Consider the following 23,285-nt stretch of genomic DNA (forward strand, 5'->3'; position numbering starts at 1 on the left):
GATGCCTGATGGCGCTGCGCCTATCAGGCTTACGCGATGGGCGGAAGCGTCATGCAGACTGGATAAGGCAACATGCCGCTGCCCGGTACTATTCAAAGGATAATCCATAAATGAAGCAGCTCTCTTCACCGTTACAGCAGTACTGGCCGACCGTTGTTGAGCGGCTGCCAGCAGCAATATCTGAGTCCTCGCTTAGCATTCAGGCGAAGTCAGTGCTTACATTCAGTGATTTTTTTCGCGACAGCATTATTGCCCATCCCGAATGGCTGGTCGAACTGGAAAGCACGCCACCCGAGGCGGATGAATGGCAACACTATGCTGATTGGTTACAGCAAGCATTGGTCGACGTTAGCGATGAAAACACGTTGATGCGTGAGCTGCGCCTGTTTCGCCGTCGCATCATGGTGCGTATCGCCTGGGCGCAGACGCTGTCGCTGGTGACGGAAGAGAGTATCTTGCAGCAGCTAAGCCATTTGGCTGAAACGCTGATCGTCGCCGCGCGTGACTGGTTATACACCGCCTGCTGTCGTGAATGGGGTACGCCCTGTAATCCACAAGGTGTTGCGCAACCGCTGCTGATTTTAGGCATGGGGAAACTGGGCGGCGGCGAACTCAATTTTTCCTCTGATATCGATCTGATTTTTGCCTGGCCGGAGCACGGCAGTACGCAGGGCGGACGTCGCGAGCTGGATAACGCGCAGTTCTTTACCCGTATGGGCCAGCGGCTTATCAAAGTGCTGGATCAGCCCACAATGGATGGATTTGTCTATCGGGTGGATATGCGTTTACGCCCGTTTGGCGACAGCGGCCCGCTGGTGCTGAGCTTCTCCGCGCTGGAGGATTATTACCAGGAACAAGGGCGCGACTGGGAACGCTATGCGATGGTCAAGGCCCGCATTATGGGCGATTGCGACGGTACTTACGTCAGTGAGCTTCGCGCTATGCTGCGGCCTTTTGTTTTCCGCCGCTATATTGATTTCAGCGTGATCCAGTCTCTGCGTAACATGAAAGGAATGATTGCCCGCGAAGTGCGCCGCCGTGGCCTGAAAGACAACATTAAGTTGGGCGCGGGCGGTATTCGTGAAATCGAATTTATCGTGCAGGTATTCCAGCTTATTCGCGGTGGGCGCGAGCCGTCATTGCAATCCCGCTCGCTGTTACCCACGCTCAGCGCCATCAATGCGTTGCACCTGCTGTCAGATACCGACGCGGAACAACTGCACGCAGCCTATCTCTATTTACGTCGTCTGGAGAACCTGCTGCAAAGTATCAATGATGAGCAGACCCAGACGTTGCCAGGCGATGAACTGAACCGCGCGCGGCTGGCGTGGGGGATGAACGTCGATGACTGGCAGCAGCTAACCGATGTGCTGGCCAGTCATATGGACAACGTGCGCCGGGTGTTTAACGAGTTGATTGGCGATGACGAAGCAGAAACCCAGGAAGAGTCGCTCTCAGAACAGTGGCGTGAACTGTGGCAGGACGCATTACAGGAAGATGACACCACGCCGGTGCTGACGCATCTGGCGGATGACGATCGCCGGCGCGTGCTGTCTCTGATTGCCGATTTTCGCAAAGAGCTGGATAAACGCACCATTGGCCCACGCGGACGCCAGGTGCTGGATCACTTAATGCCACATCTGCTGAGCGATGTCTGTTCGCGTGACGACGCCTCAGTACCGCTGTCGCGCATCACACCGCTGCTGGTAGGCATTGTGACCCGTACGACCTATCTGGAGCTGCTGAGCGAATTCCCCGGAGCGCTTAAGCATCTGATTTCGTTATGTGCTGCCTCGCCGATGATCGCCAGCCAGCTGGCGCGGTATCCGCTGTTGCTCGATGAACTGCTGGATCCAAACACCCTGTATCAACCCACCGCGACGGATGCCTACCGTGATGAACTGCGCCAGTATTTGCTGCGCGTACCGGAAGATGACGAAGAGCAGCAGTTGGAAGCGCTGCGTCAGTTTAAGCAAACGCAATTGCTGCGCATTGCCGCGGCAGATATCGCTGGTACGCTGCCGGTGATGAAGGTGAGCGACCACTTAACCTGGCTGGCGGAAGCTATTATTGATGCGGTAGTCCAGCAGGCGTGGATGCAGATGGTCGCTCGCTACGGGCAACCCACTCATCTTGACGGGCGCGAGGGGCGCGGTTTTGCCGTCGTCGGGTATGGCAAACTGGGCGGCTGGGAGCTGGGCTACAGTTCGGATCTTGATTTGATCTTCCTGCATGACTGTCCTATGGACGTGATGACGGATGGTGAGCGTGAGATTGACGGGCGACAGTTCTATTTGCGTCTGTCGCAGCGCATTATGCACCTTTTCAGCACCCGCACCTCATCCGGTATTTTGTATGAAGTGGATGCGCGGTTGCGTCCGTCCGGCGCGGCGGGAATGCTGGTGACATCAACCGAGGCTTTCGCTGATTACCAGCGCAACGAAGCTTGGACGTGGGAGCATCAAGCGCTGGTGCGCGCTCGAGTGGTGTACGGCGACCCACGGTTGACCTCTCAGTTTGATGCGATTCGTCGCGATATCATGACCCTCGTCCGCGATGCGAAAACCTTGCAGACCGATGTGCGCGAAATGCGTGAGAAAATGCGGGCCCATTTGGGCAATAAGCATCGCGATCGTTTTGATATCAAAGCGGATGAAGGCGGCATCACCGACATTGAGTTTATTACGCAATACCTGGTGCTGCGCTATGCGCATGAAAAACCGAAGCTGACGCGCTGGTCGGATAACGTGCGCATTCTGGAGTTACTGGCGCAAAACGACATTATGGATGAGCAGGAAGCGCTGGCGCTTACCCGTGCTTATACGACGCTGCGCGATGAACTTCATCATCTTGCATTGCAGGAACTTCCGGGCCATGTGGCGCCGGAGCTCTTCGACGCTGAACGTACGCTGGTGCGTGACAGCTGGCAGAAGTGGCTGGTTGCCGAGTGAAGTGTGCTATTATCGCGCGCAAATTTTAAGACCCTCAGAGAATCTCTCAGGAGACAGGAATGAAAGTAACGCTGCCAGAGTTTGAACGTGCAGGAGTCATGGTTGTCGGTGATGTGATGCTAGATCGCTACTGGTACGGTCCTACCAGCCGTATTTCACCTGAAGCGCCGGTTCCGGTGGTGAAGGTTGATACCATTGAAGAACGTCCCGGTGGCGCAGCAAACGTGGCGATGAACATTGCCTCTCTGGGAGCGAATTCGCGTCTGGTTGGCCTGACTGGGATTGACGACGCGGCGCGTGCGCTGAGCAAAACGCTGGCGGATGTGAACGTAAAATGTGACTTCGTTTCTGTGCCAACTCATCCGACGATCACCAAACTGCGCGTGCTTTCCCGCAACCAGCAACTGATTCGCCTGGATTTCGAAGAAGGTTTTGAAGGCGTGGATCCGCAGCCACTGCATGAGCGTATTAACCAGGCTCTGGGCTCCATTGGCGCTTTGGTGCTCTCCGATTACGCCAAAGGCGCGCTGGCAAGCGTGCAGCAGATGATTGCTCTGGCGCGTAAGGCTGGGGTGCCGGTGCTTATCGATCCGAAAGGGACCGATTTTGAACGCTATCGTGGCGCAACGCTGCTGACGCCGAATTTGTCTGAATTTGAAGCGGTGGTCGGTAAGTGCAAAAGCGAAGATGAACTGGTTGAGCGCGGCATGAAAGTGATTGCAGATTTCGACCTTTCCGCGCTGCTGATCACGCGTTCCGAACAGGGTATGACACTGCTGCAACCGGGCAAATCGCCACTGCATATGCCGACGCAGGCGCAGGAAGTGTATGACGTGACGGGGGCGGGCGATACGGTGATCGGCGTGCTGGCAGCGACGCTGGCGGCGGGGAACACTCTGGAAGAGGCGTGCTATTTTGCTAATGCCGCAGCGGGTGTTGTCGTCGGTAAACTGGGGACTTCCACCGTTTCCCCGATTGAACTGGAAAACGCCGTGCGCGGTCGGGCCGACACTGGCTTTGGCGTGATGAGCGAGTCTGAGCTGAAACAGGCCGTAGCCAGCGCCCGCAAGCGCGGTGAGAAAGTGGTGATGACCAACGGCGTGTTCGACATCCTGCATGCGGGCCACGTTTCCTATCTGGCGAATGCGCGCAAGCTGGGCGATCGTCTGATCGTGGCGGTAAACAGCGATGCTTCGACCAAACGTCTGAAAGGCGAAACGCGTCCGGTCAACCCGCTGGAACAGCGCATGATCGTGCTGGGCGCGCTGGAAGCCGTCGACTGGGTGGTCTCTTTTGAAGAAGACACACCACAGCGTCTGATTGCCGGCATCCTGCCGGATCTGCTGGTAAAAGGCGGCGACTATAAGCCGGAAGATATTGCGGGCAGCAAAGAAGTGTGGGCGAACGGCGGAGAAGTGCTGGTGCTGAACTTTGAAGATGGCTGCTCAACGACCAATATCATCAAGAAGATCCAAAAAGACAGCGATAAATAACAAATGCTGGAAACGTATCGAACTTTTGGATTCGATACGTTTCTTGCTATTGATGCTGCTGTTTTCTTTAACCCAGAGTAAAGGAATAAGGGGAGAGGGGATTTCTCCTCCCGATTTACTTTTACATGACGTTACAATAAGCGTGCGTCACGCTGACCTTAAATCCGACCCCTCTTAGATTTCGTGGGAAACTGTGAACCAGCGCAGTGCGTTTGCGCACAATATGTACAGAATAACTTCGCATCCAGGGAAATACTGAAATTAGAAAAAGCATATGGCCTTAACAGATATTCAATAACTGGAGGGTATGCTCATGAACAGCAATATGTATTCAATGAACAATTTCGATTTCCTGGCCCGTAGTTTTGCCAGGATGCAAGCTGAGGGCCATCCCGTAGATATCCAGGCGATAACTGGGAATATGGATGAAGAACATCGTAGCTGGTTTTGCAAACGCTATGCGCTGTACTGCCAGCAGGCGACGGAGGCCAGGAAGCTAGAACTGGAACACTAACAGAAAAAACGGGCCTTGCGGCCCGTTGTCGTTTTTACTCTTGCGGATCGACTGACGGGATCGCGGGAGCAGGTTTAACTTCTGCCGTTTTTTCACGCGATTCCAGCTCAGTCAGACGTTGCTCAAGCAGCGCCAGCTTTTCACGGGTACGCAGCAAAACCTGAGTCTGTACATCAAACTCTTCACGGCTTACCAGATCCAGACGGGTCAGCTGTGACTGCAGCGTTTGACGAATTTTCTTCTCGACGTCTTCGCCAAACTCGCGGATCCCTTTCGGCATCGACTCGTGAACCTGACGAGCAATCTGCTCAATTTTTTTCGGGTCAATCATTGTGGTTTCCCTGAACTGGTACGTGTTGTTGCCTATTGTAGTGCGAACTGGCACAGGCATAAACCAGAATTGTGTGAAGCTAAGACGAGCAAAGGCGTTGATGAAGGTAATCAATAGCGTTATAGTTAACCCGCTTATTCTCAGGGCGGGGCGAAATTCCCCACCGGCGGTAAATCAACTCAGGTTGAAAGCCCGCGAGCGCTTTGGGTGCAAACTCAAAGGTCAGCAGATCCGGTGTAATTCCGGGGCCGACGGTTAGAGTCCGGATGGGAGAGAGTAACGATCCAGTCGGGCATGGACCCGCTCACGTTATTTTTTTGCCGCTTAGACGGTACTCCTAAGACTGCCCTGATTCTGGTAACCATAATTTTAGTGAGGTTTTTTTACCATGAATCAGACGCTACTTTCCTCTTTTGGTACGCCTTTCGAACGTGTTGAACTTGCGCTGTCTGCGCTGCGTGAAGGACGCGGTGTGATGGTGCTTGACGACGAAGATCGTGAAAACGAAGGCGATATGATTTTCCCGGCAGAAACCATGACTGTTGAACAGATGGCTCTGACCATTCGTCACGGCAGCGGTATTGTATGCCTGTGCATCACTGAAGACCGACGCAAACAGCTCGATCTGCCAATGATGGTGGAAAATAACACCAGCGCTTACGGTACCGGTTTTACCGTCACCATTGAAGCCGCAGAAGGCGTGACCACCGGCGTTTCCGCTGCGGACCGTGTTACTACGGTACGTGCGGCAATTCAGGATGGCGCTAAACCTTCCGATCTTAACCGTCCGGGGCACGTTTTCCCGCTGCGTGCTCAGGCAGGTGGCGTGTTGACCCGCGGTGGTCACACTGAAGCAACCATCGACCTGATGACGCTGGCAGGGTTTAAACCGGCAGGCGTGCTGTGCGAACTGACCAATGACGATGGCACCATGGCGCGTGCGCCAGAATGTATCGAATTTGCCGGCAAGCATAATATGGCGGTAGTTACTATCGAAGACCTGGTGGCTTACCGTCAGGCGCATGAGCGCAAAGCCAGCTAATCGCAAATTACCACGTTAGTCGCGGTAAGCATAAAAAACCGAAGCCATCTTCCAGGCTTCGGTTTTTTTGTTTCTTGCCCCGATTATTTGGTTCTCACCCGCTTTAATGCCCATGCGCCGCTCATAATGACGAGCAACAGTAAGCACAAACTAAAGGCCAACAAACAGGCCTGCGCCATGTTCATAAAATGCCAAGGCGGGATCAGATACCAGCCTTCTGACTGCTGGTACAGATCGACAAACCACTTTTGCGTACTGCTGAGCGCCACGCCGTCGGGAACGATGGGAGCGTCATAGCCGCAATCTCCTGTGGGTTTAAACCACTCCGGTGCCCAGTTGGCCAGAGGTAAATTGAAAGGGAATGTCGGATCGGTGGAACATCCCTGTACGCCAAACAGCGAATCCGGGTCCGGGTTATGTACAGCATAATGAATGCCGTTAAGTTTGATGGAGAACTTAATGCCCATGATGCTGCCGTAAAATGCCGCGATACAACCGATGAGCTTCAGTACAACATTTTTGGGGTTGATTGCCGCAATCAATCCGCCAAAAACCATCACCAGCATGGCAAAGCGAATGTAGACACATTGCTCGCAGGGGGCCATGTAGAGATAGATTTGGAAGAACGAGTGCGCCAGAATAATCAATCCACCCATTGCGCAAGCCATCAACAGCCACAGAAAGCGCTGTTCCTGCCATCTCACCAGGGTATCAACCGGTGTATTGCGTAAGTCTCGCCACGATCCTTTTATGAAAGCCATAGCCGGGTCCCTGTTTATTTTTTCGCGAGCTCTCTGACAAGCTCAGCCATGGAATCAATAGATTTGATATTTTTGGTGTAGATCAGGTATTTACCATTGACGACGTAAGCCGGAACGCCCTGGATTTTGGCGACATCATATGCTGCTTTCCATTTCTCCAGCGTTTGCTGGACGGCTGGATCCTTCAATGCCGCGTCAAAATCAGCCTGGCTCATGCCCGCTGCATCCAACCCTGTTTTGATGAATGAGGCGGGATCTTTACCCTCTGACCAGCGCTCTTTCTTATCGTGGTAGGCGGCGTAATAAGCGAACTTGGCTTTTTTAAACTGTGATTTGGCGTCAAACAATGAAATACCTGCAGCCATGTCCCTGGCAATCATTACGGCAAAGATTTCACTGGCCTGCTTACCGTATTCCCCTTTGGTTTCCAGATGAAACGGAGTGAAAGTAACGACATCGGCGACTTTGTCTGACACGGGCCCTGTCACGGCTTTATCATATTTGTAGCAAAATGGGCAGGCGTAACTGAATACTTTGATCAACGTCTTATCGGCATTGGGAACTGGTTTTGCCAGAACCATATAATCAGTGCCTTCAGTAAACGCTGATGCTGCAAACGGTGAGGCAAGCGCGGCGGTTAATACCACACTTTTAAATAATGAAGTGATCCATTTAGATGACATAATTAATCCTTAATCTAATGTAATTATTTAAACATTTGGCGTGGATGAACCAGCAATGCACGGTAGTGAGTTTGATTTGGCTTATCTGACAGGACATTAATTTCGACTTTGACTTCTTTTGTTTTGTAGTCAATTTCGTTGATTTTGCCGATGGTTGGCTGTCCAACGTCAAATAAATTAATCGAACCACCAAAGCCAAACATGGTGTCGCGATCTTTTTGATATTCGATAACCGAGGTGATAGGGCTATAAAAATCATAACCGCGCTCTTTTCCGTACTCCCAAATTTGCTGGACGGTCCCTTTTTTCTCGTCAATTTTATATTCGACGAAACGGGAGTATTTCATCGTTGGTAAAGCCGGTTGTTCGAGTCCGCGGCCATCGCCGTTGTCAAAAATGGTAAGCGTTCCTTTGCTGGAGAGCCATGCGGTGTGTTGAGTGTAGGTAAAATCGAAATCGGTATTCTCGCACTTGCCATTTTCATCACATTTCAGTGCGTTGCCTTTATCATCAACCGGTTTTAACAGCTTGCTTGCCAGCGCCTTATTCCAGCCTTTAGACGGTGCAAGGATCCACTTAACCTGTTTATCGCGACCGATTTTGACAACCCCTTGATGGCGGGAAGAGATAATGATGGCGTCGTCTTTGGCGTCAAAGGCGATGGAGTTAACGTGCGCCCAGTTACGACCCGCACCCACGCCGAGGGCATCACCGTAGGGGGTATCTGGCTCCAGTTTTGCCTGCTGGCCGGCATGAGCGAGGTCCACGTTGACGCATACCGCGCCCGCATCCAACGCACCCAGCAGTGCATCACGCATCGGATCGAGAATTTTTGTCAGATCCCACACGTCAACAACACGACCGGATTTGTCGACTTCAATAATCTGGTCGCGGATAGTTTGTACGTGAATGCCATCTTCCTTACGATAATCACGTTTACCCACGCGAAGCAGTACGGTGCCGTTCACCGTTTCGACGGACTCATGCGATGCGTCGAGGAATCCGCGCGGCAGCTTATGGTCGGCCAGAATCTGGCCCATCATATCGAACTCATACCAGTGCTGGCCCTGTACGGCGGTGAAGGTGCCGCGCGGTGTCTCCCGTATCCCCATCAGGTAACCGCGCTTGTTGATATCCATGTCATGACCGTCATAGAAAGTGTCCTGATCCAGCCACCAACGATATTCGCCTTCCGTATCAACGACAAAGGTAAAGGGTGCGATATCAAAGGGTAATGCGCCACCGGCCGGACCAGCATCCAGGATACCGGCATTTTTATCTTTTTCACCATGCCAGTGGAATTCTGCGCCCTGCGCGGTAAAGGTGTGGGTATTCACCAGATAGAGACGGTCTTCAAAGCCAGGTGCGACCTTAATAACGTTTGTTTGCTGTAAATCGGAAATAGAACGGTTATCCATGTAGTGATTAACGATGGCAGATGTTTGCACCACGTAATCTTCCTTGATGGCCTTGCCATTTTCTTTATATTCAACAGTGACCTTATTAGCGAACTTTTGATAAAGGCCAAAAATAGGAACCCCATCGTAGGTGGCGAGGGATTCTTTGCCGACGGTATAGGTAATTGGGACTCCTTTTTCACCTTTACCATGAACGGTAACTTTAACATCCGAAATAACATGACTATCTAATTCAACCAGTGCGGTAAGAGGGGCGTTTCCGTATGGGTCAACGACTATCGCACCCAATTTTCCTGCAGGCTGGGCTGGTTGGAAACCCGCGGCAAATGAATTACCTGCGACAAAGCCAAACGTCAGTGCAAGCGTTCCGGCTAGAAGTGTTTTTCGGTACTGTGTAAACATGGATATATCTCCTTATATTATCTTTAGATATAACAGTGCTGAATATATTATGTTTTTACGATGTGAATATAATAAAAAATGGTGTTGCCGATGCTACTTTTATGGTGAATATATTAATATTGATGTGGTGTATTATTTTGCAGGCGCTAATTTTTATTATTTTTTGGATGGTATGAGTGCGTTATTTTAAGGGCATTATTTATTATTGCGCAGTGTGATCTTGTCGACATTGTTTTATTTTTTATAACGGTGTCAACTATTTGCATAGCTGCTGGTTTATATGATCGAAATCATATATTTGTTTCTGGAATATGCCACTATAGGAGTATGTAAGAATAAGGTTGTGTAAAATTTTAACGTTAAATGTTTAATGATGTTAAATTTTAAGGGTAAAAGAATGTTTATCGCCTGGTACTGGATTGTATTAATTGCACTCGTTGCAGTTGGTTATTATTGCCATATGAAGCGTTATTGTCGGGCATTTCGGCAAGACCGGGATGCATTACTCGAGGCGCGAAACAAACTCTTTCGTCGTTCTGGCGAAGATAACAGCGCGGTTAAGGAACAGGAATAGTCCTTCACGTTCTGCTATGGATGAGCGGATGCTGTAAATTAGCAGGGTGGCATCCGCCCTCTGAATTAGCCGATCCCCATGGACTGGAGGATGACAAGACTTAACCCCATCACCGACATTCCACAAAGTACCCCATAGCTGGGATTATTATTCGGGTCGATCTCTTTTGCCAACGGCATTAGCTCATCGACGGACAGCGCTACCATAATTCCTGCGACTGCTGCCATTATTGCCGCCATCACTACCGGCGAGATCAGGCTCCCCAGAATTAACCACGCCAGTACGCCACCCAGGATTTCCGCCATGCCCGAGATCCCGGCCCAGAATATCGCCGTACGTTTGGAGCCCGTGGCTGCATAGACTGGACCCGCAACGGCTAATCCTTCAGGAATATTGTGTAATGCGACGGCAAGGGCAATACCAAAGCCCAGCTCGAGGTTGCTGCTGGCGGTAACAAACGTCGCTATCCCTTCCGGGAAGTTGTGCAGGCTAATGCCGAGCGTTAATAAAATCGCGGTACGTTTAATGGAGCCGGGCAGTGGCCGCGTGGTTTTCTGTACCAGATCCTGAGGGTGCGCGTGCGGCAATAGGCGGTCCAGGCCAAAGTATCCCAGTAAGCCAACGATAAACATTCCGTAGCCCAATACCGGCGACATGCCTTCAGCAGCCAGTGCGGCTGGGAGCATCTCCATCAGTGAGATCAGTAACATAATCCCTGCGGCGAAGCCTAACGAAAAGGCGAGCACGCGGTTGGAGGGTTTTTGCCCTAACACGCCGAGAAATGCGCCGATAAACGTGGCGGCGCCTGCCAGTAAAGTCAGAAGTAAAGGTACTGACATCGACAAATAAAACTCCTTATCAATCTGCTGTCCGGGTCGGATCGTCAAAATAACTGATGATCTTCATCATGGTTATCTGAGTTCTTCATCAGCCGAATAAGCGTATTGTGGTGGTATCAAAATGACTCCCTCAGTAAGGATATCATCATGTCTTCAACTCGTATGCCAGCATTGTTTTTGGGTCACGGTAGCCCGATGAATGTTCTGGAAGATAACGTTTATACCCGCGCCTGGCAGCAACTGGGGGAAACGTTGCCGCGCCCGAAAGCCATTGTGGTGGTCTCGGCGCATTGGTTCACTCGTGGCACGGGCGTGACGGCGATGGAAGCGCCTAAAACGATCCACGATTTTGGCGGTTTTCCGCAGGCGCTGTATGACACCCATTACCCGGCTCCTGGATCACCGGAACTGGCGCAGCATCTGGTTGACTTGCTGGCCCCGGTGCCCGTTACCTTAGACAAAGAGGCGTGGGGTTTTGACCACGGTTCATGGGGCGTGCTGATCAAGATGTACCCGCATGCGGATATTCCGATGGTGCAACTGAGCATTGACAGTACTAAACCTGCGGCCTGGCATTTTGAAATTGGCCGCAAGCTGGCGGCACTGCGTGATGAGGGCATTATGCTGGTAGCCAGCGGCAACGTGGTACATAACCTGCGCACTGCGCGTTGGCATGGTGAGAACACGCCATATCCGTGGGCGACCTCATTCAACGAATATGTTAAAGCAAACCTGACATGGCAGGGACCGGTTGAACAGCACCCGCTGGTGAACTATCTCGATCATGAAGGGGGATCGTTATCGAACCCGACACCGGATCACTATCTGCCGCTGCTGTACGTATTAGGTGCCTGGGACGGCAAAGAGCCGGTGACTATTCCTGTTGACGGGATTGAGATGGGAAGTTTGAGTATGTTGTCGGTGCAGGTCGGATGATAAATGCCCGATGGCGCTGCGCTTATCGAGCCTACAGTTCATGCTGTAGGCCGGGTAAGACGCAGCCACCACCCGGCACTCTCAGTCATTCGACAAAAATATGCGGATAGAAACGCGAGAGATCCTGCGTGATCAACGCGCGGTCTTCGCGAATGCCAATGCCAGCTGGTTGATCGTTGATTAGCCAGCTGCCGATCAACATATAGCTGTCGCCAAACTTCGGTAGCTGATGGAATTGCTGCACGATCATACCTTCTTCGCCGTACGGCCCTTCCACTGCTTCGATCGTTTTACCGTTTTCGATAATTGAAACGTTCGCGCCTTCACGTGAGAAGATCGGCTTTACGACGAATTTATCCATCTGAGGATAGTCATCTTCGGCGAAATACGCAGGCAGCAGATTCGGATGATCCGGGAACATTTCCCACAACAGCGGTAATAACGCTTTGTTGGAGATGATGCTCTTCCAGGCTGGTTCGAGCCAGCGAACGCCAGCGTCTTCCAGCTTAGTGGAGAACATTTCGCGCAGCATGAATTCCCACGGATAGAGCTTGAACAGGTTAGCAATGACCTGATCCTGCATATCCGTGAACTGACCTTTTTCACCAAGACCAATATCTTCGACATAGAGGAATTCAGTGGCGATTTCAGCTTCGGCAGCGCAATCCTGCAGATACTGGATCGTTCCGCGATCTTCCACCGTATCGCGACAACAGGTCAGATGTAGCAACTGAAAACCATACTGCTCACGCAGCTCGGCGAAACGCTCGATCAGCTTTTCCTGCAGACTGTTGAATTGATCGCTGCCTTCCGGCAGGTTGCCTGCATTGAGTTGGTCTTCCAGCCAGATCCACTGGAAAAACGCAGCTTCGTACAGAGAGGTTGGCGTATCGGCGTTGTTTTCTAACAGCTTAGGCTCGCCCGTGCCGTCCCACGCCAGATCGAGACGCGAATAGAGCGACGGCTGCTGTGTCAGCCAGGACTGGCGGACAAAGCCCCAGGTATGCTTCGGAATGCGAAACTTGGTCATCAGCTCATCGCTGGCGATGACCCTTTCCACCACTTTGAGACACATTTGATGCAGCTCTGCGGTGACCTCTTCCAGCTTTTCGACCTGAGCAAGCGTGAGCTTATAATACGCATCCTCACACCAGTACGGCTCGCCGTACATAGTGTGAAAGTTGAAACCGTATTCGGTGGCTTTATCGCGCCAGTCCGGGCGCTCAACAATACTGACTCTTTCCATGACGATCAGCCGCCCATTGAACGAGTGGTAGTACCGCTTGCGCTACGCTGCATGGTGCTCTGTTTAGCCACAGATTCGCCAAATCCACCGCGGGTTACGGTAGAGGTGGTAGCCGGTTTCGGCGCCATGGCGGTTTTCGGTACGGTCATGGTGCGACCTGGCGTTGCGGCGCCGTAGTTTTTACCGCCGGCATCCGTATATTTGCCGTATGCCGGGCTGGCCGGATTTTTCGAGCTGAACAGCGGCTGCTGAGCGCCCATACCGCCACCCATCATGCGGCCCATCATATAGCCTGCCATCAGCGGCATCCAGAAGCTGCCGCTGCTTTGATTCTGCGCCTGAGCCTGACCTTCACCGGTCGGCGCCATGCCCGCTTGTGCAGGTGCCTGTTGGCACTGGCCTTCGCCGAATTCAGCGATACAGTCTTCGCGAGTGGCGTATTTTGGCGCGGTGCGTTCAGCTTCTTTCAGCGCATTGTTAAACGCGGTGGTACATTCGGCGCTTTTACCCGGATTAGCTGCAGAGCAGTCGTCCGCGTTCTGATAAAGCGAAACCGTTTCGTCACTCTTTTCACAGCCCGCGAGCATAAAAACAGCGGTAACTGCCAGAGCGACAGGAGTCAGGTGGCGCGCGCTCCAGCTTTTGCGGAACGAGGCGTGATGTATAGATTTTGTCCGTTTCATTTATGTCTTCCAGGACCCAGTGGTAACTCTGCTCAGAATAGAGGATGACTGGTCGAAATTGAAGCGGGAAGAGGCGAGAATGCGGAAGAAGGGGTGGATCTTTACGTTGCCTTACGTTCAGACGGGGCCGAAGCCCCGTCATCAGCATCAGTTACGGAACGGGTTGTTACCGTTGCTGCTGGTTGAACGTGCAGCCGTTGGTTGAGCCGCAGGCATATTGCCGTTGCTGTTAAAGTCATTCACAGCGGCATCTTGCTGCGGATTTTGCGGCGCGACGCTATCCGGAGAAGTCGGGATCGGTTTACCCAGCGTATTGTTCAGCGCCACCAGATCCTGCTCGTTCAGCGTACCGAGTGCAGATTTGACGTTAAGCTGGTTGATAAGATAGGTATAACGCGCATTCGCCAGTTGCTGCTTGGCGTTGTACAGCGTGGTGGTGGCATCCAACACATCCACGATGGTACGGGTACCTACGGAATAGCCTGCTTCCATCGCATCTAAAGAGCTTTGGGCAGAGACAACCGCTTGTTTGTACGCGTTAATGCTACTGATAGAAGCATTAATGTTGTTGAACGAAGAACGCACGGTTTGCACCACGCTACGGTGTGCGCTTTCCAGTTGTTCGCTCGCGCCAACAAAGTTGTACTGCGCTTGTTTCACCTGCGAGTTAACCATCCCGCCCTGGTACAGCGGCAGCGAGAAGTTCAGACCGATTTTGTTCTGGCCCATGTTGCTGTCGTCATACTGGGAGGTGTTGGTTTTCGACCCGTTGTAGGAGGTGTCAGAAACGCCGGTAGAGGCGGTCAAACCCAGCGTCGGTAAGTGACCATCCTGCGCCAGACGAATCTGTTCACGCGCCAGATCCTGGCTCAAACGCGCCTGCAATAATGAGAGGTTGCGGTTTTCTGCTTCTTTCAGCAGCGCGTTCACCGCCTGCGGTTTGTTGGTTTTAAAGCCATCAACGTTCAGCGAAGCCAGTTCCGGGTAGTAGTTACCGGTCACCTGGCGCAGCTGTTCTACCGCGTTGTCCAGATTGTTACGCGCGGTAACTTCGTTCGCCAGTACGGTATCGTATTGTGAACGGGCGTTCTGTACGTCAGTGATGGCGACCAGGCCCACGTTAAAACGCTGTGTAGTCTGATCTAACTGACGATAGACCGCATCTTTCTGTGCCTGAGTGTAAGACAACACGTCAATCGCGTTCAGTACGTTAAAATAAGCGGTAGCGGTATTCAGGATCAGCGTTTGCTGATCGGTCTGATACGTTACGTCCTGGATGCCTGCTGCTTTTTCTTGCAGCGTCAGGGCACGCCATTTAGACATGTCGAACAGCGTCTGAGTCAATTGTAATGACGCGCTGGTTGCGTTGGAGTTGACGCCATTTGCATCACGGTAGCCATTGCTGTAGGTGTAATCGGCACCTAAACCTAGTTGCGGCAGTAATGGGCTACGCGCTTCGTTAATTTTTTCGAATGCAGCATCGCGATCGGCGGCGGATTTACGCAATTCCGGGTTGCTCAGGCGTGCTTGCTGATAAACCTGCATCAGGTTTTCTGCCTGGCTCAAAGTAGTGAACCCCGACAGGCTCAGGCCGATAAGGATGGGGAGCAATTTCTTCATTTGCATTCCTTGTTGTGAAGCAGTATTTAGCGCTGATCAAATTGTAAAAATATTTGCTGATTCTAGCAGAATCCGCCACTTCAAAAAGTTGGCGTTACGTGCCATACGGCGTTAATTTGCATCAATTTAACACAAGGGCGTTCAAACATCAGTCAAACGACCTTGAAATTCACATTTTAATCACTATTGGTTTCAGGACAGCACAATGCGTAAACCAGACAACTTGCCAATGACTTTCACTAAAAATGATGTAGAAATTATTGCACGAGAAACGCTATACCGCGGTTTTTTTTCACTGGATCTTTATCGGTTCCGCCATCGCCTGTTTAACGGGGGTATGAGCGGTGAGGTAAAGCGCGAAATTTTTGAGCGCGGACACGCGGCAGTCTTGCTACCCTTTGACCCTGAGCGGGACGAAGTTGTTCTGGTCGAGCAGATCCGTATCGCAGCGTTTGATACCAGCGAAAGTCCGTGGCTCCTGGAAATGGTGGCCGGAATGATTGAAGAGGGCGAAACCGTTGAGGAAGTGGCTCGTCGTGAAGCGATGGAAGAGGCCGGGCTGGAAGTTAAACGTACGAAGCCCGTTCTGAGCTATCTGGCAAGCCCTGGTGGCACCAGTGAGCGCCTGTCTATTTTAGTTGGCGAAGTGGACGCCACGACCGCGAGCGGGATCCACGGTCTGGCTGATGAAAACGAAGATATTCGTGTTCATGTGGTGAGCCGGGAGCAGGCTTATCAATGGGTTGAAGAGGGGAAAATCGACAACGCGGCTTCTGTCATCGCCTTGCAATGGTTACAACTGCACTATCAAGAGTTAAAAACTGAGTGGAAAAAATGAAGCGTTACACACCTGACTTCCCTGAAATGATGCGCCTGTGCGAAACCAACTATTCGCAATTGCGCCGTCTGCTGCCGCGTAATGACGCAGCCGATGAAACAGTGAGCTATCAGGTCGCAAACGCACAATATCGGTTAACGATCGTTGAATCGACCCGATACACTACGCTTGTCGCGATCGAACAAACGGCACCCGCGGTCACTTACTGGAGCCTGCCGTCATTGACAGTCCGCCTGTATCATGACGCGAGGGTGGCCGAAGTGTGTTCGAGTCAGCAGATCTTTCGCTTCAAAGCGCGGTATGATTATCCAAATAAAAAGTTGCATCAACGCGACGAAAAGCATCAAATTAATCAGTTTCTGGCCGACTGGTTACGGTACTGTTTAGCACATGGAGCGATGGCGATTCCGGTTTATTAGCGTCGTGAAACCTAAGGACACCATTTGGAAAGCCTGTTAACCCTTCCTTTGGCTGGTGAGGCCAGAGTCAGGATCTTACAAATTACAGACACTCACCTGTTTGCCGAAAAGCATGAAACGCTGCTGGGTGTAAACACCTGGGACAGCTATCAATCCGTACTGGATGCAATACATGCAGAGTCGCCTGAATACGATCTGATCGTCGCGACTGGTGATTTGGCGCAGGACCAATCCGCTGCGGCCTATCAGCATTTTGCTGAGGGCATCGCAAGCTTTCGTGCGCCCTGCGTTTGGCTACCGGGCAATCACGATTTTCAGCCGGCAATGTACAGCGCGCTACAGGACGCGGGGATTTCACCCGCTAAACGCGTCTTTATTGGTGAACAGTGGCAAATCCTGTTGCTGGACAGCCAGGTGTTCGGCGTTCCCCACGGTGAATTAAGCGAATTTCAGCTCGAATGGCTGGAACGTAAACTTGCCGATGCGCCTGAGCGCAATACTTTGCTGCTTCTGCATCATCATCCTCTGCCAGCAGGTTGTAGCTGGCTCGATCAGCATAGCCTGCGTAATGCCGCAGAGCTGGATAACGTGCTGGTGAATTATCCTCGTGCCAAGTATTTGTTGTGTGGGCATATTCATCAGGAACTGGATTTGGACTGGAACGGACGCCGCCTGCTGGCGACGCCGTCGACCTGTGTGCAGTTTAAGCCACACTGTTCCAACTTCACGTTAGATACCATCAGCCCAGGCTGGCGGACGCTGGAGCTTTTTGCTGACGGGACGTTGCAGACTCAGGTGCGCCGTCTGCAGGGTAATCGGTTCCACCCTGATACCGCTTCAGAAGGCTACTGATGTCTACGCTTCTTTATCTTCACGGATTTAATAGTTCTCCTCGTTCGGCGAAGGCATGTTTGCTCAAAAACTGGCTGGCGGAGCATCATCCGCACATTGAGATGATCGTACCCCAGTTGCCACCGTATCCGGCCCAGGCCGCAGAAATGCTGGAATCGATCATTCTTGAACATGGCGGAGAGTCGCTGGGAATTGTCGGTTCCTCGCTAGGAGGCTATTACGCCACCTGGCTGTCGCAATGTTTTATGCTGCCCGCGGTGGTGGTGAACCCTGCTGTCCGACCTTATGAACTGCTGGTCGACTATCTCGGTCAAAACGAGAACCCCTACACGGGGCAGCAATATGTGCTAGAGTCACGCCATATTTACGATCTTAAAGTCATGCAGATTGACCCGCTGGAAGCGCCGGATTTGATCTGGCTGCTTCAACAAACGGGCGATGAAGTGTTGGACTACCGCCAGGCGGTGGCGTATTACGCCTCCTGCCGCCAGACAGTTATTGAGGGCGGAAACCACGCATTCACGGGCTTCGAAGATTATTTCAACCCGATTGTCGATTTCCTTGGACTGCACAGTTTCTGACGATCAATTCGAATTGCTTATTTAAACCATGACGCAAACTTATAACGCTGATGCCATTGAGGTACTCACTGGGCTTGAGCCGGTACGCCGTCGCCCGGGGATGTACACCGATACAACCCGTCCGAACCATCTTGGACAGGAAGTGATTGATAACAGTGTGGATGAAGCACTGGCGGGCCACGCAAAACGCGTGGACGTGATTTTACATGCCGACCAGTCTCTGGAAGTTATTGATGATGGCCGCGGCATGCCGGTAGACATTCACCCTGAAGAGGGTGTTCCGGCGGTAGAGCTGATCCTCTGTCGTCTGCACGCGGGCGGTAAGTTCTCCAACAAAAACTATCAGTTCTCTGGTGGTTTACATGGGGTAGGGATCTCCGTGGTCAACGCCCTGTCGAAGCGTGTGGAAGTGAACGTGCGCCGCGACGGGCAGGTGTACAACATCGCGTTTGAGAACGGCGATAAGGTGCAAGATTTACAGGTTGTCGGTACCTGCGGTAAACGCAATACCGGAACCAGCGTGCACTTCTGGCCGGATGAAAGCTTCTTTGACAGCCCGCGTTTTTCCGTTTCGCGCTTAACGCACGTACTGAAAGCCAAAGCGGTGCTGTGCCCAGGCGTTGAGATCACCTTTAAGGACGAGGTCAATAACAGTGAACAGCGCTGGTGCTACCAGGATGGCCTGAATGACTATCTGAGCGAAGCGGTAAATGGCTTGCCGACGCTGCCGGAAAAACCGTTTATCGGTAATTTCAGCGGTGAAACAGAAACCGTGGACTGGGCGCTGCTCTGGCTGCCGGAAGGCGGCGAGCTGCTGACTGAAAGCTATGTGAACCTGATCCCAACCATGCAGGGCGGTACGCACGTTAACGGCCTGCGTCAGGGTCTGCTGGATGCAATGCGCGAGTTCTGTGAATACCGCAATATTCTGCCGCGCGGTGTGAAGCTGTCGGCGGAAGATATCTGGGATCGCTGTGCTTACGTGCTGTCGGTAAAAATGCAGGATCCGCAGTTTGCCGGACAAACCAAAGAGCGCCTCTCTTCGCGGCAGTGCGCGGCATTCGTCTCTGGCGTGGTGAAAGATGCTTTCAGCCTGTGGCTGAACCAGAACGTGCAATCAGCCGAACTGCTGGCTGAGATGGCGATTTCCAGTGCCCAGCGTCGTCTGCGTGCGGCGAAAAAAGTGGTGCGTAAAAAGTTGACCAGCGGTCCGGCGTTGCCGGGGAAACTGGCGGACTGTACCGCACAGGATCTTAATCGCACCGAACTGTTCCTCGTCGAAGGTGACTCGGCGGGCGGATCGGCTAAACAGGCGCGCGATCGTGAATATCAGGCGATCATGCCGCTGAAAGGTAAGATCCTCAACACCTGGGAAGTCTCTTCCGATGAAGTGTTGGCCTCGCAGGAAGTTCACGATATTTCGGTGGCGATCGGCATCGATCCGGACAGTGATGATCTGAGCCAGCTGCGCTACGGTAAGATCTGTATTCTGGCGGATGCGGATTCCGATGGTTTGCACATCGCCACGCTGCTGTGCGCGCTGTTTGTGAAACACTTCCGTACGCTGGTGAAACACGGTCACGTCTATGTGGCGCTGCCGCCGTTATACCGTATCGACCTCGGTAAAGAGGTGTATTACGCGCTGACGGAAGAAGAGAAAGCGGGCGTGCTGGAGCAGTTAAAACGCAAGAAAGGCAAGCCGAACGTGCAGCGCTTTAAAGGTCTGGGTGAAATGAACCCGATGCAGCTGCGTGAAACCACGCTGGATCCGAACACTCGCCGCCTGGTGCAGCTCATCATCGATGACGAAGACGATCAGCGTACCAACGCAATGATGGATATGCTGCTGGCCAAGAAGCGTTCTGAAGATCGCCGTAACTGGTTGCAGGAGAAAGGCGACCTGGCGGATCTCGAAGGGTAATTGACCGTGAATGCCTGGTGGCGCTGGGCTTACCAGGCCTGAGGATTGCAATATAAGCCGGATACGTCTGTTTATGGCGTTATCCGGCAAATCGACAATCTTAAATGCCAGACTCCAGAATACGAATACTCATGTCCAGCACGTCGCCTTTCACGGCTTCGCTATAGGCTTTCATATGCGGTGTCTGCAAATGCGCTTCAAGATGCGCAATGCTTTCCCACTGTTCAACCATCACGATTGAGTCCGGGGCTGTGGTCTGAAAACTGACGCCAGCAGCATGATCGACCATCGGCGCGTAGCCGTGGCAGCCTTCTTCTTTCAATACGGTTGGAACGATTTTAGCGAATTGATCCAGTACCGCCTGGCGGTGATGTTGACCTGGACGTGTACGGATTTCTGCAATAACGGTAAGCATGGTTAACTCCTTCTAATTCTAGGTTACCAGTTAACCAAAAATTTCGTTCAGATGCTTGCGATATTCTGCGATATAACGCGGGACGTCCGGCATTTTAATCACGTCATTGGTGATAAAGGTCGGCAGCGCTTCCATTCCCAGGAACTGGTTTGCTTTATGGAACGGGAGATAAACGCCATCAACGCCAACGCCATGGAAGAACTGATCTTTTTCAGTAAAAGCTTCCATCGGTGCGTTCCAGGTCAGTGACAGCATGTATTTTTTGCCCTGAATCAGCCCACCGGAGCCGTATTTTTTAGACGCATCTGAACGCGTGCGACCATCGCTGGCGTACAGCGTACCGTGACCTTCGGTAAACACGTCATCAATGTATTTTTTCACGGTCCACGGCGCACCCATCCACCAGCCAGGCATTTGCCAGATAACCACATCGGCCCAGACGAAGTTCTGTACTTCATCAGGAATGTCATAGTCGCTGTCGGCGCGCACGACTTTAACATCATGCCCGAGGTCGCGCAGAAGGCTATCCGCGACCTCGGTCAGGGTGTCGTTTAACTGACCGTTGGAGTGGGCGAATTTTTTCGCACCATTGATAATCAGAATGTTGCTCATTTTGTGTCCTCAGGGAAATACGTTTGAAGACGATTTTACCCCTACCAGCGACGCGGTGAAATTAGCAAAATGTGCAAAGTCTTTTGCTATTTGAGCAATAATAACGCAATTACCAACTGACCTTCGCTTCAAAGCCACCTTGCGGAGCGTTGCCAAACGAGGCTGACATTCCATGCAATATTGCGATACGGCGGACAATCGATAGGCCGAGACCGCTGCCGGTCACGCTTTGTCCCGGTGGACGATAAAAGCGTTCCCCGATGTGCGTCAGGACCTCTGGCGCAACGCCAGGACCATTATCCTTGACGCTAAAATTACGGGCGTTGAGCGTCACTTCCACAATGCTACCCCGCGGGCTGTAGCGGATCGCATTATCCAGCAGATTTCGTACCATCAGGCTCAGCAACAGCGGCTGTCCTGTGCGCATGATGTTATGCGCGTTAATCTGCAAACGCACGTCGATGTGCGCCTGCTGGGCTGGATGGTAGATATCCATCACCGCGGATTGCAAAAGCTCCTCCAGCGAGATTTCCGCCACATCCTGAAGATTGTCGAGGGAGTCGAGGCGTGAAAGCGTCAGTAACTGATCGACCAGTCGGGTGGCGCGTTCAATTCCCGCATGCAACTGTACCAGCGCTTTTTCCCGCGTTTGCGGGTCGTCGTCTGACAGTTGCACCACTTCAGTTTGTACTTTCAGCGCGGTCAACGGGCTGCGCAGCTCGTGGGCAGCATCAGAAGTGAAGCGCCGTTCGCGGACCATCATGGAATGGGTGCGGGTAAACAACTGATTGAGCGATTCAACCAACGGGCGTACTTCGCTTGGCACACCTTTCGGGTCGAGCGGCTCCTCCGATTCCGGTGAGCGCCAGCGCAGAGCTTGCGCCAGTTTTTTTAGCGGCCTGAGTTCACGGCTAATCATGACCACCAGGATTAGCAACATCAGCGGCAGCGCAATCAACCACGGTGTTAACTGGGCGGTGACGATCGACAGCGCCATATCCTCTCGATACTCCCACTCCTGGCCTACCACAATGCGGTATTTGCCGTCAGCGGAATTCAGCCACATAAAACGCCATGCATCGTTGTCCCCCTTGAGTTGGCCATCGGTAAAGCCTTCGCGGGTGTAGCTGTAGGGAATGTCCTGGCCGTTGTCGCCATCGTGCAATACCATTTTGCCGTCGATGGTGAAGATGGCAAACGTCAGCGCGTCGTCATCAATATGGCCGTGCTTGAGCTTCTTCGGCGTGCGAGCCATATTGCTTGAGGTGGTGACGTCGCTGATATCCAGCGTGCTGAGCCGCTTGGCGAACAGCATCAGTTGGGTATCAAACAGCTCATCGACATTGTCGGTGGTCTGCTTCCAGGCTACAAAGCTGGAAACGGCCCAGGTCGCTGATGCCAGAATCAGAAAAATAAGCGTTAGCCTGACGCGCAGGCTGAGGCGTTGTGTGAGTTTCATGTGTCACCCAAGGTGTAGCCAATGCCATGCACGGTACGGATAAAGTCGCTGCCGAGCTTACGGCGTAAGTGATGGACGTGTACCTCAATCGCATTGCTGGAGACGTTTTCGTCCCAGGTATACAGTTTTTCTTGAATCAGTTTGCGGGGCAGGACGCGACCCTTATTGCGCATCAGCAGCTCCAGTAGAGCGAACTCTTTGGGTTTGAGAGACAAAGGCTCATCTGCCGACGTGGCAACCAGCGCGCCGGGATCGAGCGTCACCTGGCCATGGCGCAATATGTTGCTCGCCTGGCCGCTGGCACGGCGCACCAGCGCCTCCAGCCTGGCGGCAACTTCGATCAGCGCAAAGGGTTTGCACAGATAGTCATCCGCGCCGAGACGCAGACCCTCAACGCGTTCCGCCAGCGCGTCGCGAGCGGTCAGAATCAGCACTGGCTCCTGCTTTCCGTTGGCTCGCCATTCGCGCAAGATGTCCCGTCCGTCGATGCCTGGCAGCGTCAGGTCGAGGATCACCGCATCATAAGGGGCGCTGTAGAGCGCTTCTTTCCCCTGGCGACCCTCGGTAAACCAGTCGATGCTGAAACCCATTTTACTCAGACCTGTTTTCAGGCCGTCGCCGATCAATATGTCATCTTCGATCAGTAAAATACGCATATGTTCTTCCCTGCAGCCGCTCTCATTAGCGTCAGTAAA

At 52.5% G+C, this 23,285-nt stretch carries 23 protein-coding genes and 1 riboswitch; of the genes, 11 read left to right on the plus strand and 12 right to left on the minus strand.

Annotated features, from left to right (window positions below; all coding sequences use genetic code 11):
* Nucleotides 1–110: 110 nt before the first annotated feature.
* The 3 genes from glnE to glgS all read left to right on the plus strand — a co-directional run bounded on the left by glnE (nucleotide 111) and on the right by glgS (nucleotide 4,958).
* Entirely contained in the window at nucleotides 111–2,951 is a 2,841-nt protein-coding gene (gene glnE / locus HVZ52_RS03315; RefSeq protein WP_181598861.1) for a bifunctional [glutamate--ammonia ligase]-adenylyl-L-tyrosine phosphorylase/[glutamate--ammonia-ligase] adenylyltransferase, read from the plus strand.
* Nucleotides 2,952–3,010: 59 nt separating this feature from the next.
* A complete protein-coding gene (gene hldE / locus HVZ52_RS03320) occupies nucleotides 3,011–4,444 on the plus strand; it encodes a bifunctional D-glycero-beta-D-manno-heptose-7-phosphate kinase/D-glycero-beta-D-manno-heptose 1-phosphate adenylyltransferase HldE (RefSeq protein WP_016157492.1) in 1,434 nt (477 codons plus the stop codon).
* Nucleotides 4,445–4,751: 307 nt separating this feature from the next.
* Nucleotides 4,752–4,958 carry a cell surface composition regulator GlgS gene (gene glgS, locus HVZ52_RS03325; protein WP_019077704.1) on the plus strand — a complete coding sequence of 69 codons (207 nt, stop codon included), beginning with the start codon at nucleotides 4,752–4,754 and terminating at the stop codon, nucleotides 4,956–4,958.
* 34 nt (nucleotides 4,959–4,992) lie between these two features.
* On the opposite strand, the gene ubiK is transcribed toward glgS, so the two are convergent.
* Nucleotides 4,993–5,289, minus strand: a complete 297-nt coding sequence (gene ubiK, locus HVZ52_RS03330) for a ubiquinone biosynthesis accessory factor UbiK (RefSeq protein ID WP_003024618.1) — start codon at nucleotides 5,287–5,289, stop codon at nucleotides 4,993–4,995.
* 132 nt (nucleotides 5,290–5,421) lie between these two features.
* Nucleotides 5,422–5,571, plus strand: a riboswitch (FMN riboswitch).
* A gap of 106 nt (nucleotides 5,572–5,677) precedes the next feature.
* Here ubiK and ribB point away from each other — a divergent pair.
* Complete coding sequence (ribB, locus tag HVZ52_RS03335) at nucleotides 5,678–6,331, plus strand: 3,4-dihydroxy-2-butanone-4-phosphate synthase (protein ID WP_016154529.1); 654 nt, start codon at nucleotides 5,678–5,680, stop codon at nucleotides 6,329–6,331.
* A gap of 83 nt (nucleotides 6,332–6,414) precedes the next feature.
* Here ribB and dsbI read toward each other — a convergent pair whose 3' ends face one another.
* From dsbI to HVZ52_RS03350, 3 genes are read right to left on the minus strand one after another with little or no spacing between them, the layout of a single operon-like run.
* Complete coding sequence (dsbI, locus tag HVZ52_RS03340) at nucleotides 6,415–7,092, minus strand: protein-disulfide oxidoreductase DsbI (RefSeq protein ID WP_049041403.1); 678 nt, start codon at nucleotides 7,090–7,092, stop codon at nucleotides 6,415–6,417.
* 14 nt (nucleotides 7,093–7,106) lie between these two features.
* On the minus strand, nucleotides 7,107–7,775 hold the full coding sequence (locus HVZ52_RS03345) for a thiol:disulfide interchange protein DsbA/DsbL (RefSeq protein ID WP_181598862.1): 669 nt from the start codon (nucleotides 7,773–7,775) through the stop codon (nucleotides 7,107–7,109).
* 23 nt (nucleotides 7,776–7,798) lie between these two features.
* Nucleotides 7,799–9,595, minus strand: a complete 1,797-nt coding sequence (locus HVZ52_RS03350) for an aryl-sulfate sulfotransferase (protein ID WP_016154526.1) — start codon at nucleotides 9,593–9,595, stop codon at nucleotides 7,799–7,801.
* A 397-nt stretch (nucleotides 9,596–9,992) separates the two neighbouring features.
* Here HVZ52_RS03350 and HVZ52_RS23140 point away from each other — a divergent pair, with 397 nt between their 5' ends.
* The gene (locus HVZ52_RS23140; protein WP_016154525.1) at nucleotides 9,993–10,169 is read left to right on the plus strand and encodes a hypothetical protein; all 177 of its coding nucleotides are present in this window, start codon (nucleotides 9,993–9,995) and stop codon (nucleotides 10,167–10,169) included.
* A gap of 65 nt (nucleotides 10,170–10,234) precedes the next feature.
* Here HVZ52_RS23140 and zupT read toward each other — a convergent pair whose 3' ends face one another.
* Nucleotides 10,235–11,008: a zinc transporter ZupT gene (zupT, locus tag HVZ52_RS03355; protein ID WP_016157488.1), complete on the minus strand. Its 774-nt coding sequence runs from the start codon at nucleotides 11,006–11,008 to the stop codon at nucleotides 10,235–10,237.
* Nucleotides 11,009–11,155: 147 nt separating this feature from the next.
* Here zupT and ygiD point away from each other — a divergent pair, with 147 nt between their 5' ends.
* Nucleotides 11,156–11,944, plus strand: coding sequence for a 4,5-DOPA dioxygenase extradiol (gene ygiD, locus HVZ52_RS03360; protein WP_016154523.1), 789 nt, complete (start codon nucleotides 11,156–11,158; stop codon nucleotides 11,942–11,944).
* 85 nt (nucleotides 11,945–12,029) lie between these two features.
* On the opposite strand, the gene HVZ52_RS03365 is transcribed toward ygiD, so the two are convergent.
* From HVZ52_RS03365 to tolC, 3 genes are all read right to left on the minus strand, one after another.
* Nucleotides 12,030–13,190: a glutathionylspermidine synthase family protein gene (locus tag HVZ52_RS03365; protein ID WP_019077698.1), complete on the minus strand. Its 1,161-nt coding sequence runs from the start codon at nucleotides 13,188–13,190 to the stop codon at nucleotides 12,030–12,032.
* Nucleotides 13,191–13,195: 5 nt separating this feature from the next.
* Nucleotides 13,196–13,873, minus strand: a complete 678-nt coding sequence (locus HVZ52_RS03370) for a DUF1190 family protein (RefSeq protein ID WP_016154521.1) — start codon at nucleotides 13,871–13,873, stop codon at nucleotides 13,196–13,198.
* 147 nt (nucleotides 13,874–14,020) lie between these two features.
* Entirely contained in the window at nucleotides 14,021–15,499 is a 1,479-nt protein-coding gene (tolC, locus tag HVZ52_RS03375) for an outer membrane channel protein TolC (RefSeq protein WP_094168678.1), read from the minus strand.
* A 199-nt stretch (nucleotides 15,500–15,698) separates the two neighbouring features.
* On the opposite strand from tolC, the gene nudF reads away from it, so the two are divergent.
* The 5 genes from nudF to parE are packed head-to-tail and all read left to right on the plus strand — an operon-like array spanning nucleotide 15,699 to nucleotide 20,104.
* The gene (gene nudF / locus HVZ52_RS03380; protein WP_019077696.1) at nucleotides 15,699–16,331 is read left to right on the plus strand and encodes an ADP-ribose diphosphatase; all 633 of its coding nucleotides are present in this window, start codon (nucleotides 15,699–15,701) and stop codon (nucleotides 16,329–16,331) included.
* Nucleotides 16,328–16,750, plus strand: a complete 423-nt coding sequence (locus HVZ52_RS03385) for a DUF1249 family protein (protein WP_016154518.1) — start codon at nucleotides 16,328–16,330, stop codon at nucleotides 16,748–16,750. The genes nudF and HVZ52_RS03385 overlap by 4 nt, the downstream gene beginning before the upstream one ends.
* Before the next feature lie 24 nt (nucleotides 16,751–16,774).
* Nucleotides 16,775–17,602 carry a 3',5'-cyclic-AMP phosphodiesterase gene (cpdA, locus tag HVZ52_RS03390; RefSeq protein WP_016154517.1) on the plus strand — a complete coding sequence of 276 codons (828 nt, stop codon included), beginning with the start codon at nucleotides 16,775–16,777 and terminating at the stop codon, nucleotides 17,600–17,602.
* Complete coding sequence (yqiA, locus tag HVZ52_RS03395) at nucleotides 17,602–18,183, plus strand: esterase YqiA (protein ID WP_019077695.1); 582 nt, start codon at nucleotides 17,602–17,604, stop codon at nucleotides 18,181–18,183. The genes cpdA and yqiA overlap by 1 nt, the downstream gene beginning before the upstream one ends.
* A gap of 28 nt (nucleotides 18,184–18,211) precedes the next feature.
* The gene (parE, locus tag HVZ52_RS03400) at nucleotides 18,212–20,104 is read left to right on the plus strand and encodes a DNA topoisomerase IV subunit B (RefSeq protein ID WP_003024571.1); all 1,893 of its coding nucleotides are present in this window, start codon (nucleotides 18,212–18,214) and stop codon (nucleotides 20,102–20,104) included.
* A gap of 100 nt (nucleotides 20,105–20,204) precedes the next feature.
* Here the strand turns inward: parE and HVZ52_RS03405 are convergent, their stop codons facing one another.
* The 4 genes from HVZ52_RS03405 to qseB form a co-directional block, all read right to left on the minus strand.
* Nucleotides 20,205–20,519: a putative quinol monooxygenase gene (locus HVZ52_RS03405; protein WP_016154515.1), complete on the minus strand. Its 315-nt coding sequence runs from the start codon at nucleotides 20,517–20,519 to the stop codon at nucleotides 20,205–20,207.
* Nucleotides 20,520–20,549: 30 nt separating this feature from the next.
* A complete protein-coding gene (locus HVZ52_RS03410; RefSeq protein WP_181598863.1) occupies nucleotides 20,550–21,131 on the minus strand; it encodes an NAD(P)H-dependent oxidoreductase in 582 nt (193 codons plus the stop codon).
* Nucleotides 21,132–21,240: 109 nt separating this feature from the next.
* Entirely contained in the window at nucleotides 21,241–22,590 is a 1,350-nt protein-coding gene (qseC, locus tag HVZ52_RS03415) for a quorum sensing histidine kinase QseC (protein ID WP_181598864.1), read from the minus strand.
* Complete coding sequence (gene qseB / locus HVZ52_RS03420; protein ID WP_181598865.1) at nucleotides 22,587–23,246, minus strand: quorum sensing response regulator transcription factor QseB; 660 nt, start codon at nucleotides 23,244–23,246, stop codon at nucleotides 22,587–22,589. Before qseB ends, qseC begins: the two co-directional genes overlap by 4 nt.
* Nucleotides 23,247–23,285: the final 39 nt, after the last annotated feature.

The sequence above is a fragment of the Citrobacter sp. RHB36-C18 genome (genome assembly GCF_013814485.1).
Classification (GTDB): domain Bacteria; phylum Pseudomonadota; class Gammaproteobacteria; order Enterobacterales; family Enterobacteriaceae; genus Citrobacter; species Citrobacter braakii.